The 16,475-nt window shown below is 47.9% G+C and carries 14 protein-coding genes; 11 read left to right on the plus strand and 3 right to left on the minus strand.

The features are described 5' to 3' along the window. The first annotated feature begins 96 nt into the window (after nucleotides 1–96). The 4 genes from NYE36_RS01610 (at nucleotide 97) to NYE36_RS01625 (ending at nucleotide 4,667) form a co-directional block, all read left to right on the plus strand. On the plus strand, nucleotides 97–1,299 hold the full coding sequence (locus tag NYE36_RS01610) for an MFS transporter (protein WP_025284192.1): 1,203 nt from the start codon (nucleotides 97–99) through the stop codon (nucleotides 1,297–1,299). A gap of 381 nt (nucleotides 1,300–1,680) precedes the next feature. Beyond that, on the plus strand, nucleotides 1,681–2,937 hold the full coding sequence (gene opuAA / locus NYE36_RS01615; RefSeq protein ID WP_015416756.1) for a glycine/proline betaine ABC transporter ATP-binding protein OpuAA: 1,257 nt from the start codon (nucleotides 1,681–1,683) through the stop codon (nucleotides 2,935–2,937). Then, nucleotides 2,938–3,786, plus strand: coding sequence for a glycine/proline betaine ABC transporter permease subunit OpuAB (gene opuAB / locus NYE36_RS01620; RefSeq protein WP_003156639.1), 849 nt, complete (start codon nucleotides 2,938–2,940; stop codon nucleotides 3,784–3,786). Then, on the plus strand, nucleotides 3,786–4,667 hold the full coding sequence (locus NYE36_RS01625; protein WP_007409051.1) for a glycine betaine ABC transporter substrate-binding protein: 882 nt from the start codon (nucleotides 3,786–3,788) through the stop codon (nucleotides 4,665–4,667). The genes opuAB and NYE36_RS01625 overlap by 1 nt, the downstream gene beginning before the upstream one ends. 34 nt (nucleotides 4,668–4,701) lie before the next feature. Here the strand turns inward: NYE36_RS01625 and NYE36_RS01630 are convergent, their stop codons facing one another. After that, the gene (locus NYE36_RS01630; RefSeq protein ID WP_039252859.1) at nucleotides 4,702–5,823 is read right to left on the minus strand and encodes a M20 peptidase aminoacylase family protein; all 1,122 of its coding nucleotides are present in this window, start codon (nucleotides 5,821–5,823) and stop codon (nucleotides 4,702–4,704) included. Between the two features lie 133 nt (nucleotides 5,824–5,956). Here NYE36_RS01630 and NYE36_RS01635 point away from each other — a divergent pair, with 133 nt between their 5' ends. The 4 genes from NYE36_RS01635 to NYE36_RS01650 all read left to right on the plus strand — a co-directional run bounded on the left by NYE36_RS01635 (nucleotide 5,957) and on the right by NYE36_RS01650 (nucleotide 11,403). Then, on the plus strand, nucleotides 5,957–7,390 hold the full coding sequence (locus NYE36_RS01635; protein WP_144664471.1) for a YfcC family protein: 1,434 nt from the start codon (nucleotides 5,957–5,959) through the stop codon (nucleotides 7,388–7,390). Between the two features lie 91 nt (nucleotides 7,391–7,481). After that, complete coding sequence (locus tag NYE36_RS01640) at nucleotides 7,482–7,970, plus strand: DUF6773 family protein (RefSeq protein WP_015416759.1); 489 nt, start codon at nucleotides 7,482–7,484, stop codon at nucleotides 7,968–7,970. A gap of 229 nt (nucleotides 7,971–8,199) precedes the next feature. Then, nucleotides 8,200–10,179 (plus strand): starch-binding protein, encoded by a 1,980-nt coding sequence (locus NYE36_RS01645; protein ID WP_251257338.1) that lies wholly within the window; start codon nucleotides 8,200–8,202, stop codon nucleotides 10,177–10,179. 270 nt (nucleotides 10,180–10,449) lie between these two features. Continuing rightward, nucleotides 10,450–11,403, plus strand: coding sequence for an L-lactate dehydrogenase (locus tag NYE36_RS01650; RefSeq protein ID WP_014416851.1), 954 nt, complete (start codon nucleotides 10,450–10,452; stop codon nucleotides 11,401–11,403). A 41-nt stretch (nucleotides 11,404–11,444) separates the two neighbouring features. Here NYE36_RS01650 and NYE36_RS01655 read toward each other — a convergent pair whose 3' ends face one another. Continuing rightward, nucleotides 11,445–12,977: an MDR family MFS transporter gene (locus tag NYE36_RS01655; RefSeq protein WP_003156627.1), complete on the minus strand. Its 1,533-nt coding sequence runs from the start codon at nucleotides 12,975–12,977 to the stop codon at nucleotides 11,445–11,447. Between the two features lie 113 nt (nucleotides 12,978–13,090). Here NYE36_RS01655 and NYE36_RS01660 point away from each other — a divergent pair, with 113 nt between their 5' ends. The 3 genes from NYE36_RS01660 (at nucleotide 13,091) to NYE36_RS01670 (ending at nucleotide 15,074) form a co-directional block, all read left to right on the plus strand. Then, entirely contained in the window at nucleotides 13,091–13,552 is a 462-nt protein-coding gene (locus tag NYE36_RS01660; protein ID WP_032872770.1) for a MarR family transcriptional regulator, read from the plus strand. 63 nt (nucleotides 13,553–13,615) lie between these two features. Next, nucleotides 13,616–14,245 carry a LysE family translocator gene (locus tag NYE36_RS01665; RefSeq protein WP_043021494.1) on the plus strand — a complete coding sequence of 210 codons (630 nt, stop codon included), beginning with the start codon at nucleotides 13,616–13,618 and terminating at the stop codon, nucleotides 14,243–14,245. 67 nt (nucleotides 14,246–14,312) lie between these two features. After that, the gene (locus NYE36_RS01670; RefSeq protein WP_064115801.1) at nucleotides 14,313–15,074 is read left to right on the plus strand and encodes a YqcI/YcgG family protein; all 762 of its coding nucleotides are present in this window, start codon (nucleotides 14,313–14,315) and stop codon (nucleotides 15,072–15,074) included. Between the two features lies 1 nt (nucleotide 15,075). Here NYE36_RS01670 and NYE36_RS01675 read toward each other — a convergent pair whose 3' ends face one another. Beyond that, nucleotides 15,076–16,404 carry an amino acid permease gene (locus NYE36_RS01675; RefSeq protein WP_053104602.1) on the minus strand — a complete coding sequence of 443 codons (1,329 nt, stop codon included), beginning with the start codon at nucleotides 16,402–16,404 and terminating at the stop codon, nucleotides 15,076–15,078. Between the last annotated feature and the right edge of the window lie 71 nt (nucleotides 16,405–16,475).

A 16,475-nucleotide genomic window follows, 5' to 3' on the forward strand; every position in this document is an offset into this window, starting at 1 on the left:
CGGCAAGCGGGATTTTTTTGCGAAAAAAGATAATGACAATGTGTAAAGACAGGTGTAAACTTATACGGTAATCATTTTCGATTTGAGGTGCTGCTCATGAATAAACAACCTGCCGTCACTCCGCGAAAACTTCTGGCGATTGCCGGAATGGGCTGGCTGTTTGATGCGATGGATGTCGGAATTTTATCGTTTATTATCGCCGCGCTTCACACTGATTGGAATTTAACACCCGATCAAATGAAATGGATCGGAAGCGTCAATTCCATCGGTATGGCAGCGGGCGCCTTTGTATTCGGAATGCTGGCCGACAGGATCGGCCGGAAAAAAGTGTTTATGATCACGCTGTTATTCTTTTCTGTCGGAAGCGGCATATCCGCTTTCGCAACGGGATTGACGGTTTTTCTCATATTGCGTTTTCTGATCGGAATGGGGCTTGGCGGGGAACTGCCTGTCGCCTCGACGCTCGTGTCAGAAGCGTCCGCTCCCGAAAAGCGGGGACGGATCATCGTGCTGCTTGAGAGCTTTTGGGCCGCGGGCTGGCTTCTTGCGGCGGTGATTTCCTACTTTGTCATACCGTCATTCGGCTGGCAGGCCGCGCTGCTCTTAACGGCGCTGGCTGCATTTTATGCGCTGTACTTGCGGAGAAGCCTTCCGGAATCACCGGCGCATCAGGCATTGCCGCAGAAAAAAAGCATACGCGGGCAGGCGGGAAGTGTCTGGACGAAACCGTATATCCGGCCGACGGTGCTGCTGTCTGTCGTTTGGTTCTGCGTCGTCTTTTCATATTACGGCATGTTTTTATGGCTGCCGAGCGTGATGCTGATGAAAGGCTACAGCATGATTGAGAGCTTCGAATACGTCCTTCTGATGACACTTGCCCAGCTTCCCGGATATTTCTCTGCGGCGTGGCTGATCGAAAAAGCGGGGCGGAAGACCATCTTAGTCATCTATTTGCTCGGAACGGCGGGCAGCGCTTATTTCTTCGGTGCCGCGGATTCATTGGCCATGCTGCTCACAGCGGGCATGCTGCTGTCCTTCTTCAATCTCGGCGCATGGGGCGTGCTTTACGCCTATACACCGGAGCAGTATCCTGCGGCGATCCGTGCGACCGGTTCCGGCACAACGGCGGCCGTCGGCAGAATCGGCGGCATTTTCGGTCCGCTTCTCGTCGGATCGCTTGCAGCCCGGAACGTTTCGTTTACAGTGATTTTCGCCGTCTTTTGTGCGGCCATCCTGATTGCCGTCATCACCATTATTATTCTCGGAAAAGAAACGAAACAGACAGAGCTTGCGCAATGAGCACCCTTTTGGGGTGCTTTTTTTAGTGAGCTGTCTGTTGACAGACCTATATTTTTCCTTAATATTCCTTTATTTTAGGAGGGGAAAACTTCTTTTTCCGGGACAATGTCGCGAAAAAATTCTTGTTTTTGTAAAAAAAGGATAGGAAATCAGTTTGCAGCACATTCGATGGAAGCGTTCTCAAGCCTGATAAAAGCCCGATTTCCTTTATAATTTATCCTCAATAAGGAGGATTAGAGAGTATTTAGAAGCATACCAGAGGAAAATAAGACACAGGGATGTTTTTAAAGTAATGATACAAAATAAACGGGATTATGATGTTTGTTTGACTTATTACAAACGTGTTACGGTATTAAAGATTGCTTATTATGGAGGGAAAATATGAATTTGGATGAGAAACCAATTAAGATAAAAGTCGAAAATGTATCTAAGGTTTTCGGAAAACAGACAAAAAAAGCCATTCAGATGCTGTCCAGCGGAAAAAACAAAAAAGAGATCCTGAAAGCGACCGGATCAACCGTTGGTGTCAATCAAGCAAACTTTGATGTATATGATGGGGAGATATTTGTCATCATGGGTCTATCGGGGAGCGGTAAATCAACTTTAGTTCGGCTGTTAAACCGGCTTATTGAACCGACTGCCGGGAATATTTATATTGATGGTGACATGATAACAAATATGTCAAAAGACCAGCTCCGGGAAGTGCGCCGGAAAAAAATCAGCATGGTCTTTCAAAAATTTGCACTGTTTCCGCACAGAACGATTCTTGAAAATACGGAATACGGCCTGGAGCTTCAAGGCGTCGACAAAAAAGAGCGTGAGCAAAAAGCGCTTGATTCGCTTAAACTTGTCGGTCTTGAAGGCTTTGAACACCAATTTCCTGATCAGCTCAGCGGTGGAATGCAGCAGCGTGTCGGACTTGCCCGCGCATTGACGAATGATCCTGACATTCTTCTGATGGATGAAGCTTTCAGTGCGCTTGATCCGCTGATCCGCAAAGACATGCAGGATGAGCTTTTAGACCTTCATGACTCTGTCGGCAAGACGATCATCTTCATCACGCATGATCTTGATGAAGCATTGCGCATCGGCGACAGAATCGTGCTGATGAAAGACGGTAACATCGTTCAGATCGGGACGCCTGAAGAAATTCTGATGAGCCCGTCCAATGAATACGTTGAGAAATTCGTTGAGGACGTTGATTTATCCAAAGTTCTGACAGCGGGCCACATCATGAAGCGCGCTGAAACCGTGCGGATTGACAAAGGGCCTCGTGTAGCGCTGCAGCTCATGAAGAATCTCGGTATTTCTTCTATTTACGCCGTTGATAAACAGAAACAGCTTCTCGGCGTCATTCACGCGGCGGATGCGAAAAAAGCGGTGGAATCCGACTTATCGCTTCAGGATATTCTAAATACTGAATTTACGACTGTAAACGAAAGCACGTACTTGACGGAAATTTTCGATGTCGTGTCTGATGCGAATATTCCGATCGCCGTCACGGACGATAAGGACCGCATGAAAGGCATTGTCGTAAAAGGCGCATTAATCGGCGCGCTTTCAGGAAATAACGATTATATAAATGTTGAAGATTCTGCTGAACAAGCTCAGGATTCTTCTGTTCAGGGGGTGAAGTAAATGGACAGATTGCCTAGAATTCCGTTAGCAGATATCGTTGACCGGTTTGTTGACTGGCTTACCATGACGTTCGGAGGTTTCTTTGACGGAATCTCAAACGGTTTGGCCGCTTTCGTAAACGCGATTGTGAGCGGTTTGGGTTTCATCCCGTCTATTTTATTGACTGTTATTTTTGCAGCTCTCGCTTGGTGGATCAGTACGAGAGGAATTGCACTCTTTACGTTAATCGGATTCCTTGTTATTGATTATTTGGGCTATTGGTCGCCGATGCTGCAAACGTTGGCGCTTGTCGTCACATCTGTTTTGATTTCCATTATTATCGGGGTTCCGATCGGCATATGGGCGTCTCAGAAAGAAACGGTCCGCCGCATTGTTACACCGATTCTGGATTTAATGCAGACCATGCCGGCTTTCGTATATCTGCTGCCTGCAATTTTCTTCTTTAATATCGGGGTTGTGCCAGGCGTCGTGGCATCTGTTATTTTCGCGATGCCTCCGACGATTCGCATGACGGTTCTCGGTATTAAACAGGTTCCGGCTGATCTGATTGAAGCGACGGAAGCATTCGGTTCAACGACGTCTCAGCGTCTGTTCAAGGTTCAGCTTCCGCTTGCCACAAAAACAATTCTTGCCGGTATTAACCAAAGCATCATGCTTGCTTTGTCAATGGTCGTTATCGCGGCCATGGTCGGTGCGCCGGGTCTCGGTTCTGAAGTATACAGCGCCGTGACACAGTTGAAAACCGGTGTCGGAGTGGAAGCGGGTATCGCGATCGTCATCGTAGCGATTACACTCGACCGTATCACGCAAAACATTAAAGTGAAGAAGAAGAGCAGGGGGAATGCCTGATGCTTAAGAAAATCATCGGTGTCGGCGTTACCGCTGCGCTGGCTCTTTCTTTGGCTGCCTGCGGTTCGCAGACTGATGGTAAGGCAACGGCTGCGGACCAGGTGAACAAAACCATTATCGGTATTGATCCGGGATCGGGGATCATGGCCCTGACGGATGAGGCTGTGAAGGATTACGGATTGAAAGACTGGAATGTCGTCACGGCGTCAAGTGCTGCCATGACGGCGACATTGAAGAAATCATATGACAGGAAAAAGCCGATCATCGTAACGGGCTGGACGCCGCACTGGATGTTCTCCAGATACAAGCTGAAGTTCCTTGATGATCCGAAAAAAACGTATGGAACTGCCGAGCAAATTCATACAATTACAAGAACCGGCTTCAGTAAGGAACAGCCTAACGCGGCCAAAGTTCTCAGCCAGTTCAAATGGACGCAGGACGATATGGGAGAAGTCATGATTGCCGTTGAGGAAGGCGAAAAGCCGGCCAAAGCCGCAGCTGAATATGTGAAAAAACACAAAGACCAAGTGGCTCAATGGACAAAAGGCGCCCATAAAGTCAAAGGTGATAAAATCAACCTGGCTTATGTGGCATGGGACAGTGAAATCGCAAGTACGAATGTAATCGGAAAAGTATTTCAAGACCTCGGCTATGACGTGAAGCTGACGCAAGTGGAGGCAGGACCGATGTGGACTGCGATTGCGACAGGCAGCGCGGATGCGTCATTGTCTGCTTGGCTTCCGAATACCCATAAGGCATATGCGTCTAAATATAAAGGCAAATATGAAGATGTAGGAACGAGTCTGACAGGCGTCAAGATGGGTCTGGTCGTTCCTCAGTATATGAAAAACGTCAATTCAATTGAAGATTTGAAGAAATAACGAAGAAAAGCAGCCCTGTAACGGGCTGCTTTTTTTATGCTTCAAACGATTTGAGGACGGCAGCCGTTAATATCTCAACGCCTGTAAAGATGGCGCTTCGGTCAAATGTCATTTGGGGATGGTGAAGCCCCGGCTGCAGACCGCATCCTAGGCCGAGCATCGTCGTTTTTAAGTTCGGCACCTTTAACCCGTAAAAGTGAAAATCCTCTCCTCCGGTTGTCACAAGAGGTTCATCCACATGTTCTTCTCCGAGAATGCCGCTTATCGCAGATGCCATGATGGCTTCCGCCTCCTTGTTTCGCTCGGCTGCCGGGAGGCTGTGTTCTTTTTGCAGTTCGATTTTTGCGCCGAATGCGGCAGCCGCCGCCTCACAGGCTCTTTCGGTTTCGGCGGTTAATTTCTCCATGGCGGCATTGGTTTGTGCGCGGAGATCAAGGCTGAACGATGCTTTTCCCGGAATGATATTGGAACTCTCACCGCCTGCCTGAAGCTTTGTCATCTTCACGGAATGCGGGATGCCGGGATCAAGATGAATGAAGCTGAGTTTTTGGACGAGAAGGGCGGCGATTTCGATACTGTTAAGGCCGAGATGCGGTCTCGCGCCGTGGGCTTCTTCTCCGATAATCAGGCCTTCTATATGCTGGCTTGAGCCATGCAGAATGGACGGTGCGCATCGGCCGTTTGCCGTTTCCTGTACGGGGCGCACGTGCACGCCGTATAAGAAATCAACATCATCCAGTACGCCTTTTTCAATCATTTTCAGCGCTCCGCCGCCTTTTTCTTCCGCCGGCTGAAAAATTAAGCGGATGGTGCCCTTCGGAAGTTTCGGCTGACTCTTTAAAAGCATCATCGTGCCGAGCGCCATCGTCATATGTGAATCATGTCCGCATGAATGGTTCGCCTGAAAGACACCGTCCACTTCCTGCCACAGCGCGTCAATATCCGCCCGGACAGCCACAACGGGCGAGCCTTCTCCGATTTCGCCGACAACACCGGTACAATCATCAAACGTGCGGGTTCGGCAGCCGGCCTCTTTCAGTTTTTCAGTCAGATATTCAGTTGTTTGATATTCTTTCCAGCTTACTTCGGGATTGGCGTGCAGGTGGTCAAAAATATCCATAATGACTTGCTTTTCATGCGCTGTGAGTCTGTTCATGCCGTAAGTCCTCCTTCAAAAGCTGTCTGTTTTTTATTTTTGATATTGAAAACAGGCAATCGGTCTGTATATAATATAGCACATATCTGTATTTTCTGAATAGTTTATAAATTTAAAGCGGGATGGTGATGTTATGGCTGTGCCGAAGGCCGAACCTGTATTGAAAAAGAAGAAATTGTTTGTGATGCCTGATGCTTATGTGCTGCTGTTCATTGTCGCTTTACTATGCGCGATAGCGTCGTACATCGTTCCCGCGGGGGAATTTGACAGGGTGACAAAGGGCAGTGTGACGTCCGCCGTCCCGGGGAGTTATCATTCTTTAGACCGGTCTCCTGTCAGCCCGATCGCTTTTTTTACCGCGATTCAGGAAGGGATGACAAGTTCCGCGCCGATTATTTTTTTAATCCTGTTTACGGGCGGCACCATTGCGATTTTGGAGAAAACGGGCGCCATCAATGGATTGATCAGTAATGTCATCAGTACGTTCCGCACAAAACAGCTGCTGTTTATTGCGATTGTCGGATCTCTATTTTCGATCCTCGGCACAACCGGCATCGTCGTTAATTCCGTGATCGGTTTTATTCCGATCGGCCTGATCGTCGCCCGCTCGCTGAAATGGGACGCCGTGGCCGGAGCGGCCGTCATTTATATCGGCTGCTATGCCGGGTTTAACGCGACGATTTTATCACCTTCACCGCTCGGATTATCACAAAGCATCGCGGAGCTGCCGCTGTTTTCCGGTATCGGCCTGCGGATTGCCGTCTACATTTGTTTTCTGTTATCATCTATTTTATATATTTATCGGTATACGAGAAAACTCAGAAAAGCAAAGGATGCCAGTCTGCTGGGGAACGATTGGTTTCCGGCGGCAGGTTCAGTCCCGCAGGTTTCTGAGCCGGAGGACAAGCATGTCCCGTTTACCGTCCGCCATAAATTGATTCTGGCTGTTGCGGCTTTGTCGCTTGCCGGCTTTTTATACGGCGCGCTTACTCTTGGCTGGTCTGATTCAGAGATGGCCGCCGTGTTCATTTTTATCTCAATCGTGTCCGGCCTGATTGCAGGAATGGCGGCAAATGATATCGCAAAAACGTTTATTACAGGCTGTCAGGGGCTCGTTTACGGTGCGCTGATCGTCGGAATGGCGAGAAGCATTTCCGTTATCCTGGAACATGGAAAGCTGCTTGATACGGTAGTCAATGGACTTGCGTCACTGCTGCACGGTTTCAGCCCGATGGCAGGCGCCATCGGAATGTATATTTCCAGCGCCCTGCTTCATTTTCTGATTTCATCGGGCTCAGGGGAGGCGGTCGTATTTATTCCGATCTTGGCGCCGCTTGCCGATCTGATGGGCATCACGAGACAGGTCGCGGTTGAAGCGGTCATGCTCGGAGAAGGCGTCGTAAACTGTGTCAATCCGACTTCCGGCGTGCTGATGGCCGTACTGGCTGCCAGCGGCATTCCGTACGTAAAGTGGCTTCGCTTCATGATTCCGCTGGCGCTGATTTGGTTTGTCATCGGTCTCGTGTTTATCTGCATAGGCGTCCTGATCAATTGGGGCCCTTATTAACATTTTTGTCAATGATATTTCGGTTTATCATTATGAATCGGCAAGATATAATGGGAGTTGTAAGCCATTCTTAATAGTACGGGAGGAAGTCATGAATCAGCGTCGGAACAGACTTTCAAACGTGAATGGAAAGAGTGAGAGTGTGAAAGAGAAAGAACGAATGATTTGGTCAGAAGTCGGAATGCTTGTGGGCACACTGTCTTTGCTTGACATCATCGTACGCGGACTTGTTCTGAACTGTCCGTTTAGGGAATGGGCCGGAAGCTTGGCGGTTTTCTTCATTATAATTGTTTATTATTGCATCAGGGCGGGGGCGTCGGGAATGCTCATGCCGAGAATAGACACCAAAGAAGAACTGCAAAAGCGGGTGAAGCAGCAGCGGATAGATTCAATTGCGGTCACTTTTGCGGTAGCGGCGATTACGATGTACGACAGGGGGTTTCCCCATACATTCTTTGCTTGGCTGAAAATGATCTTTCTTTTTATCGTCTGCGGAGGCATTCTGTTTCTGCTTCGGTATGTCATTGTGAAGCTGTCTTACAGAAGAGCGATAAAAGAAATAAAAAAGAAATCATCTTGACAGGTGGTTTCTTTTTTTGTTTGAAAGCGGGAAGTCTTTTTAATTGATAGGAATATAGATTTGAATTCACTCTGCCACGTTGCTTTGATAGAGAGAGTGTGATAAGTTGAAATGTAAGCGTTAACAAAATTATCCAGTCTTCACAACAGTTGAAAGGAGCTGAAGAAAGAGTAAGAGGAATTTTTGACTCCGCAGTCAGTCTTCAAATATGAAATAAGGAGTGTCAAAAATGTTTGAAAAACGATTCAAAACCTCTTTACTGCCGTTATTCGCCGGATTTTTATTGCTGTTTCATTTGGTTTTGTCAGGCCCGGCGGCTGCAAACGCTGAAACTGCAAACAAATCGAATAAGGTGACCGCGTCATCGGTCAAAAACGGGACCATCCTTCATGCATGGAATTGGTCGTTCAATACGTTAACACAAAATATGAAAGATATTCGTGATGCGGGCTATGCAGCCATTCAGACGTCTCCGATTAACCAAGTAAAGGAAGGGAACCAAGGAGATAAAAGCATGAGGAACTGGTACTGGCTGTATCAGCCGACATCGTACCAAATCGGCAACCGTTACTTAGGCACTGAACAAGAATTTAAGGACATGTGTGCAGCCGCGGAAAAATATGGTGTAAAAGTCATTGTCGATGCGGTTATCAATCATACTACCAGCGATTATGGCGCGATTTCTGACGAGATTAAGCGTATTCCAAACTGGACCCATGGAAACACACAAATTAAAAATTGGTCGGATCGATGGGACGTCACTCAAAATTCATTGCTTGGGCTATATGATTGGAATACACAGAATACTGAGGTGCAGGCCTATCTGAAACGTTTCTTGGAAAGAGCATTGAATGACGGAGCAGACGGATTCCGCTATGATGCCGCCAAGCATATAGAGCTTCCGGATGACGGGAATTACGGCAGCCAATTTTGGCCGAATATCACAAATACATCAGCGGAGTTCCAATACGGAGAAATCCTGCAAGACAGCGCGTCCAGAGATACTGCTTATGCGAATTATATGAATGTGACGGCTTCTAACTACGGGCATTCCATCAGATCCGCTTTAAAGAACCGTAATCTGAGTGTGTCGAATATCTCCCGTTATGCATCTGACGTGTCTGCGGACAAGTTAGTCACATGGGTGGAATCACATGATACGTATGCCAATGATGATGAAGAGTCCACATGGATGAGTGATGACGATATTCGTTTAGGCTGGGCAGTGATTGGTTCCCGCTCAGGAAGCACGCCTCTTTTCTTTTCCAGACCTGAGGGCGGAGGAAATGGTGTAAGATTTCCCGGAAAAAGTCAAATAGGAGATCGCGGGAGCGCCTTATTTAAAGATCAGGCGATCACTGCGGTCAATCAATTTCACAATGAAATGGCCGGGCAGCCTGAGGAACTCTCGAATCCGAATGGGAACAATCAAATATTTATGAATCAGCGCGGCTCAAAAGGCGTTGTGCTGGCAAATGCAGGATCGTCTTCTGTCACCATCAATACTTCAACGAAATTACCTGACGGCAGGTATGATAATAGGGCCGGCGCCGGTTCATTTCAAGTAGCGAACGGCAAACTGACAGGTACGATCAATGCCAGATCCGCGGCTGTTCTTTATCCTGATGATATTGGAAATGCGCCTCATGTCTTTCTTGAGAATTACCAAACGGGGGCAGTCCATTCTTTCAATGATCAGGTGACGGTCACCCTGCGTGCAAATGCGAAAACAACAAAAGCCGTTTACCAAATCAATAATGGGCAGCAGACAGCATTTAAGGATGGAGACCGATTAACGATCGGGAAAAAAGATCCAATCGGCACGACATACAACATCAAGTTAACCGGAACGAACGGCGAGGGTGCAGCGAGAACCCAAGAATACACGTTTGTCAAAAAAGACCCGTCCCAAACCAACATCATTGGCTATCAGAATCCGGACCATTGGGGCCAGGTAAATGCGTATATCTATAAACATGATGGAGGCAGGGCCATAGAATTAACCGGATCGTGGCCGGGGAAAGCCATGACTAAGAATGCAGATGGAATGTACACGCTGACGCTGCCTGCGAATGCGGATACGGCCAACGCCAAAGTGATTTTTAACAATGGCAGCGCCCAAGTGCCCGGACAGAACCAGCCCGGCTTTGATTATGTGCAGAATGGTTTGTATAACAACTCCGGTTTAAACGGTTATCTTCCGCATTAATGGATAGGGCCATCATCACATCAGCGTGCGGGCAAACCCCCGCTTCTGGGAAAGGGACAGCGCGTCTTCAATCACGCTGAAAAGATGACAGCATCCTAAAACGGAACCGTTTTAGGATGTTGTCAAAAATCTGGAAACCATCACCGATATTTTTTTGTTCAAAAATCAAACTTTTCTCTTGCAAAAGTTTGTGAAGTGTTGCACAATATAAATGTGAAATACTTCACAAGATAAAAACAGACACCACGAAACACTGGAGGATGAGCATATATGATGAACGAACGAGTGAACAAAGTAGCATTAATCGGAGCAGGTTTTGTTGGAAGCAGTTATGCATTTGCGTTAATTAACCAAGGGATCACAGATGAGCTTGTGATCATTGATGTAAATAGAGAAAAAGCCATGGGAGATGTCATGGATTTAAATCACGGAAAGGCATTTGCGCCTCATCCGGTCAAAACGTCTTACGGCACATATGAGGATTGCAAGGATGCCGATATCGTGTGCATCTGTGCAGGGGCCAATCAAAAACCGGGCGAAACGAGACTTGAGCTGGTCGAAAAAAATCTCGCCATTTTTAAAAGCATTGTCGGTGAAGTAATGGCAAGCGGATTTGACGGCATCTTCCTCGTTGCCACAAACCCGGTCGACATTCTCACTTATGCGACTTGGACATTCAGCGGCTTGCCGAAAGAACGCGTCATCGGCAGCGGCACGACACTGGATTCTGCCCGATTCCGTTATATGCTGAGTGAATACTTCGGAGCCGCTCCGCAAAACGTACACGCCCACATTATCGGCGAGCACGGCGATACCGAGCTTCCTGTATGGAGTCACGCCAATATCGGCGGAGTGCCGGTGCAGCAATTGCTGGAGAAAAATGCAGCTTACAAACAGGACGAGCTGGATCAGATCGTTGACGATGTGAAAAACGCGGCCTACCATATTATCGAGAAAAAAGGCGCGACATATTACGGAGTGGCGATGAGCCTTGCCCGTATCACAAAAGCGATTTTGCGTAATGAAAACAGCATTTTAACCGTCAGCACATATCTGGACGGCCAATACGGTGTAAACGACGTCTTTATCGGCGTTCCGGCCGTCGTCAATCGGAACGGCATCGCAGGTGTGACGGAACTTGAGCTGAATGAAACGGAACAGGCTCAATTCAGCCGCAGCGCAAACGTGCTGAAAGATATTCTCGCTCCGCATTTCGCAGAGTAAACAAAAAAGCAGTACATGACAAACGCCATGTACTGCTTTTTTTAATTCGCTTTTTTCGCCATTTCCTGAGAGGTTTTTACTCTCGCTTTTCCCATAAACAAAATGGTAACGGCCGCAATGACGATCGGCGCCAGCGCAAGCGTAAATACATATGTGATGCTTTGCGACATGGCGTCAATAATGCGATCCAGAATGTGCGGCGGAATATGAGCGCGCGTGCCGGCCTGGAAAATCTCCTGCGGATTTCCGATGTTCTGCATCGCGCCGCCCGCTCCTTTCATGCCGCTGAATGAATCTGTGAGCTTATTGGTAAACACATTCGTCTGGATGGTTCCGAAAATCGTCACACCGAGCGTCATACCGAATGATCTCAAAAACGAGTTTGTTGAGTTGGCGCTTCCGCGGTAACGCGGCTCCAGATCGTTCATGGACGCGGCCGGCAGCAGTGAGAAGTTGAAGCCGACGCCGAATCCTGAGATCAGCATGAATACCGTCAGCATCGTACGCGCCGTATCCGGTGTCATATTGGAAAGCAGCAGCATTCCGATAAAGAAAGCGACCACGGAAATCAGCATTAAATTGCGGAACCGCACTTTCGTCTGGAAAATTCCGCCGATCATACTTCCGATAACAGAACCGATCATCATCGGCGTCAAAATAAAGCCCGCGCTTGTCGCTGTGCTTCCGTACACAGCCTGAACGAAGATCGGGATAAACACCGCTAAAATGACGAACGTGGCTCCGTAAAGGAACGCCAGAATCTGTGCCGTGGCAAATAAACGGTTTTTAAACATCCAAAATGAGATAATCGGTTCTTCCGCTTTTCTTTCCACAATAAAAAAGGCGATAAAGAACACGGCGAACACAGCGAACAGACCGATGATCTGCACGGAGTTCCAATCATACGTTTTTCCGCCGAGCTCAAGAGCGAACATCAGACCGACAATGGAAACCACCAGCGTGATTGCGCCGGCCCAGTCGATTTTCTGTTTCTTGTGTTCAAGGGATTCTTTATAATAACGAAGAATGAAAAACAATGATAAAATACCGATCGGCACGTTGATGTAAAACACCCAGTGCCAGCTGATGGAGTCGGTAATGAGCGCGCCTAAAAGCGGCCCGAGAACGCTGGACAGGCCGAAAACGGCACCGAACATGCCCGACATTTTTCCGCGTTTTTCGGGCGGAAATAAATCAAAAATGATCGTGAAGGCGATCGGCATCAGCGCGCCTCCGCCGATTCCCTGAATGACGCGGTAAATAATGAGCTGATCCATTGTTTGGGCGATTCCGCATAATGCAGATCCGATTAAGAAAAGAATAAGACCGAATAAAAAGAAACGCTTGCGTCCGTACATATCGGACAGTTTTCCGTAAATCGGCATACCGGCCATAACGGCTACCATGTATGATGCCGTCACCCACGCGAACTTGTCGAAACTTCCGAGGTCCGCCACGATATTTCCCATCGCAGTGGCAACGATTGTATTATCCATAGCCGACATTAAAATGCCCAGTAAAAGACCGATGACGACAAACTTCGTCGAGGCGTCCTTAGCGGCTGTTTGTTCCATGCTTTTTCCTCCCATACTTACTTTTGATCATTAAATTTGCTATGATCATATTAGATTTGCCGAAAATTATCTTGATCGTCAAGATAAATTGATTTTATAGGGAGGCCTGTCAGTTGTCAACAAGAAATACCAGAAGCGAGACGGAGGAAACCGCCATACAGTTATTCCGAAAGATGGCCACAAGGACGATCCTGTTTCATCAGGCGGCCGCTCAATCTCTCGGTCTGTTTCCGACCGATTTAAAATCAGCTGATATCTTAAATGAAGCAGGCCCGATGACCGCAGGCGAGCTTGGGAAAAAAACCGGTCTCAGCACAGGTTCGGTAACGGCGCTCATTGACCGGCTCGAAAAAGCGGGATATGTCATGAGGAAAAAAGACCCGGAAGACAAACGGCGGGTGATCATCGTGCCGCTGACGGCCGGAAAAGCGAATGTGAAGCAATTGTTCAGCTCCTTATCCCAGTCCACGATCAGCCTTTGCCGGCAATATAAAGAAGAAGAACTGCAGCTGATATTCGATTTTTTAGGAAAAGCGACGGACATGATGGAAGACGAGCTTGAGAAATTAAAATAATATATCATAGCGCGGCCCATTCATGAATAACTTGTACAAGTTGCATGAATGAGGGGGAAGCCAATGAACATCTTTTTAAGCTACATCGTTCTCGGGCTGTCATTGTCAGCACCTGTCGGACCGGTCAATGCGGCGCAAATTGACAAAGGCATCAAAAACGGCTTTTGGCATGCATGGATTTTCGGTCTTGGCGCCATGGCCGCGGATGGGCTGTATATGATTCTGATCTATTTCGGGCTGTCTCAATTTTTGACCGCTCCTTTTGTAAAAACGTTTTTGTGGCTCTTCGGTTTTTTCGTGCTGACCTATACGGGAGTCGAAACGTTAAAAAATATCAGGGAAGCCATGAATGTCAGAAGCGGAAAAGGAAAACCGGCTTTTTACAAAACATTCGGCGCGGGATTTTTTATTTCTCTTTCCAATCCGCTGAGCATTTTATTCTGGCTCGGCATATACGGCAGCATCCTCGCTAAAACCGCTGAATCCTTCGATGCAAATCAGCTTTTGATTTACAGCTCCGGCATTCTTCTCGGCATTTTGATCTGGGATTTCTGCATGGCGATCGCCGCGAGCACTTTCAGAAATCTTCTTCATGAAACAGCGCTTCGCTGGCTGACGGGAGCGGCGGGTGTGTCTTTGATCGTTTTCGGATTTTATTTCGGCTGGCAGGGGATTCAAATGCTCATCTCATAAATAGAAGGACTGTCACCCATCGCCTGTCTCCATCATAACGTATCCTGACGATACTGGAGGTGGGCTGATGGCAAGCGAGCTGTACACAAAAAGTTGCCTTGAGGAAAAGTTATTGGATCTGCCAAATTGGCAGAGAGTCGCTTTTGAGCTTCTATCAGAAAAAGTAGGCGATAAAGCGGACGCGTTTCCGTGCATTCCGGGACGTCAGGGATTTTTGACAGATCAGCTCCGGATATCCTTTGCGGGTGATCCCCGCGAAGAGGGAACCCCGGAGGAAGTGGGACTACTGCTGTCCGAGTACGGAAAGATCTCAAGGAATACCGGAAAATACGCGTCGCTGCTTGTGATTTTTGATACGCCTGAGGATTTAGCTGAGCATTATTCCGTTGAGGCGTATGAAGAGCTGTTCTGGTCTTTTTTAAACCGGCTGAGCGGCTGCGACCCGAAAGACTGGCCGGAAGACATACCGGAAGACCCTGAACATTATAAATGGGAGTTCTGCTTTGACGGCGAGCCGTATTTTATTCTGTGCGCGACGCCTGCGCATGAAGCGAGACAAAGCAGAAGCTTCCCGTTTTTTATGCTCGCGTTTCAGCCGAGATGGGTTTTCGAAGGATTAAATGATTCAACCGCGTTCGGACGAAACATGAGCCGGCTGATCAGAAAACGCTTAGAGGCGTATGATGAAGCTCCTCTTCATCCCCGATTGGGGTGGTACGGAGGAAAAGACAATTTAGAATGGAAGCAATATTTCCTCCGTGATGATGAGACGCAAGTGTCAAAGTGTCCCTTTTCTTATTTGAAGAGACTGTTTAAACCGACGAAATAAGCTATGATCCGGCAGGGCTGTGTCCCTGCTTTTTTTGTACGATCCATGTCACGATCGCAATGACGGCGAGAAAACAAAGGCTGACCAGAAAACCGGGCCGGCTCGATTTCTCAAACAGCGTCCCGGAGACGGCCGCGACAATCAGCACAAGGGCGATAACAATCTGTACGGTTCCCATCTTTGTCGTTTCGAGCAGTTTCTTGCCCGAGAACAAAATGAACAGCCACGTATAAAGAAGCATCAGTCCCGCCGCGGTTGTCATGTGTTCATATATATTTTTCGGCAGCACCAATGACAGGATGATGGAGACGATGAGTCCGGCAAACGTCAATCCGAGCGCAGGCCAGCAGATTTTTTTGTTTTCCTTTAATCTGAAGCATTTCGGCGCATCTCCGTCATCTGCCATCGTACAAAGCAATGTCGTCACGGCAAACAGCGAGGCGACGAGCGTGGAAAATCCCGCAATAATAAAAATCCCGTTAAAAATATCAAGAATGATATCTAAATGAAAACCCTTCAGCGATGTAATAAACGGGCTGTCCTGTTCGGTGAATTTGCCCAGCGGCACTAACAGCAGCGCCAGGCCGAGAGAAATGACGTAAATCACCGCAAGAACGGCAAGCATCAGCCGGCCTGATTTTGAGGCTTCCTCCGGCTTTTTCAAATGCACGGTCATCAGCCCCAAGACTTCAATTCCTCCGAAGGCGTAAAACGCATAAATCAATCCGGTCCATAACCCCATCGCTCCGTGCGGGAACAAATCCTTTGATTCGTTCGGCACCTGTACATCCGGTTTATGAGAAAATATACCGCACAGCGCCAATATGGCGATGACGATAAACATAACAATCGCCGCCGTCTTGACAACAGCGAGCACATTTTCCGTTTTTTGAAAAACGGACAGCCCCGTAAATATAATCAAGAGACCGAGCACCGCATATATGGAGGCGAAAATCCACAGCGGCACATTCGGAAACCAATGCTTCGTAAAAAGCGAGATCGCTGTCAGCTGGCTTCCAGTGATCAGCATTTCGGACGACCAGTACACCCATCCGTTGCTGAAACCGGCCCAAGTGCCGAAAGCCTTTCTCGCATAAGCGCAAAAAGACCCCTTTTCGGGCTGTTTGGCCGAGAGCTTCGCGAGCTGCTCAAAGACAAAATAGGTGCCAAGCCCGGCAATAAGAAATGAGATCAGCGCGGAATATCCGCTTTTGACAATAGCGATGCTGGACCCGAGAAAAAAGCCCGTCCCGATTGTGCAGCCGACGCCGATTAAGGAGAGCTGCCACCAAGCGAGATTCCCTTTAGGCTGGTCCTGTGATTTACCCATGAAGTTCAACCCCTTTATCAAAGCTTAGATTGCGGCCGTCAGAAGGGGAATATACATCCAATAAATTGCTT

It is taken from the genome of Bacillus sp. FSL R5-0593 (assembly GCF_038603755.1).
Taxonomy (GTDB): Bacteria; Bacillota; Bacilli; order Bacillales; family Bacillaceae; genus Bacillus; species Bacillus velezensis.

Bases quoted from the DNA above. Each gene is read 5' to 3' on its own strand.
- NYE36_RS01630 (WP_039252859.1), bottom strand. From the start codon at position 5,823: ATGAACAGACTCACAGCGCATGAAAAGCAAGTCATTATGGATATTTTT.
- NYE36_RS01655 (WP_003156627.1), bottom strand. From the start codon at position 12,977: ATGGAACAAACAGCCGCTAAGGACGCCTCGACGAAGTTTGTCGTCATC.
- opuAB (WP_003156639.1), top strand. From the start codon at position 2,938: ATGGACAGATTGCCTAGAATTCCGTTAGCAGATATCGTTGACCGGTTT.
- NYE36_RS01665 (WP_043021494.1), top strand. From the start codon at position 13,616: ATGAACATCTTTTTAAGCTACATCGTTCTCGGGCTGTCATTGTCAGCA.
- NYE36_RS01670 (WP_064115801.1), top strand. From the start codon at position 14,313: ATGGCAAGCGAGCTGTACACAAAAAGTTGCCTTGAGGAAAAGTTATTG.
- NYE36_RS01645 (WP_251257338.1), top strand. From the start codon at position 8,200: ATGTTTGAAAAACGATTCAAAACCTCTTTACTGCCGTTATTCGCCGGA.
- opuAA (WP_015416756.1), top strand. From the start codon at position 1,681: ATGAATTTGGATGAGAAACCAATTAAGATAAAAGTCGAAAATGTATCT.
- NYE36_RS01635 (WP_144664471.1), top strand. From the start codon at position 5,957: ATGGCTGTGCCGAAGGCCGAACCTGTATTGAAAAAGAAGAAATTGTTT.
- NYE36_RS01640 (WP_015416759.1), top strand. From the start codon at position 7,482: ATGAATCAGCGTCGGAACAGACTTTCAAACGTGAATGGAAAGAGTGAG.
- NYE36_RS01650 (WP_014416851.1), top strand. From the start codon at position 10,450: ATGATGAACGAACGAGTGAACAAAGTAGCATTAATCGGAGCAGGTTTT.
- NYE36_RS01610 (WP_025284192.1), top strand. From the start codon at position 97: ATGAATAAACAACCTGCCGTCACTCCGCGAAAACTTCTGGCGATTGCC.
- NYE36_RS01675 (WP_053104602.1), bottom strand. From the start codon at position 16,404: ATGGGTAAATCACAGGACCAGCCTAAAGGGAATCTCGCTTGGTGGCAG.
- NYE36_RS01625 (WP_007409051.1), top strand. From the start codon at position 3,786: ATGCTTAAGAAAATCATCGGTGTCGGCGTTACCGCTGCGCTGGCTCTT.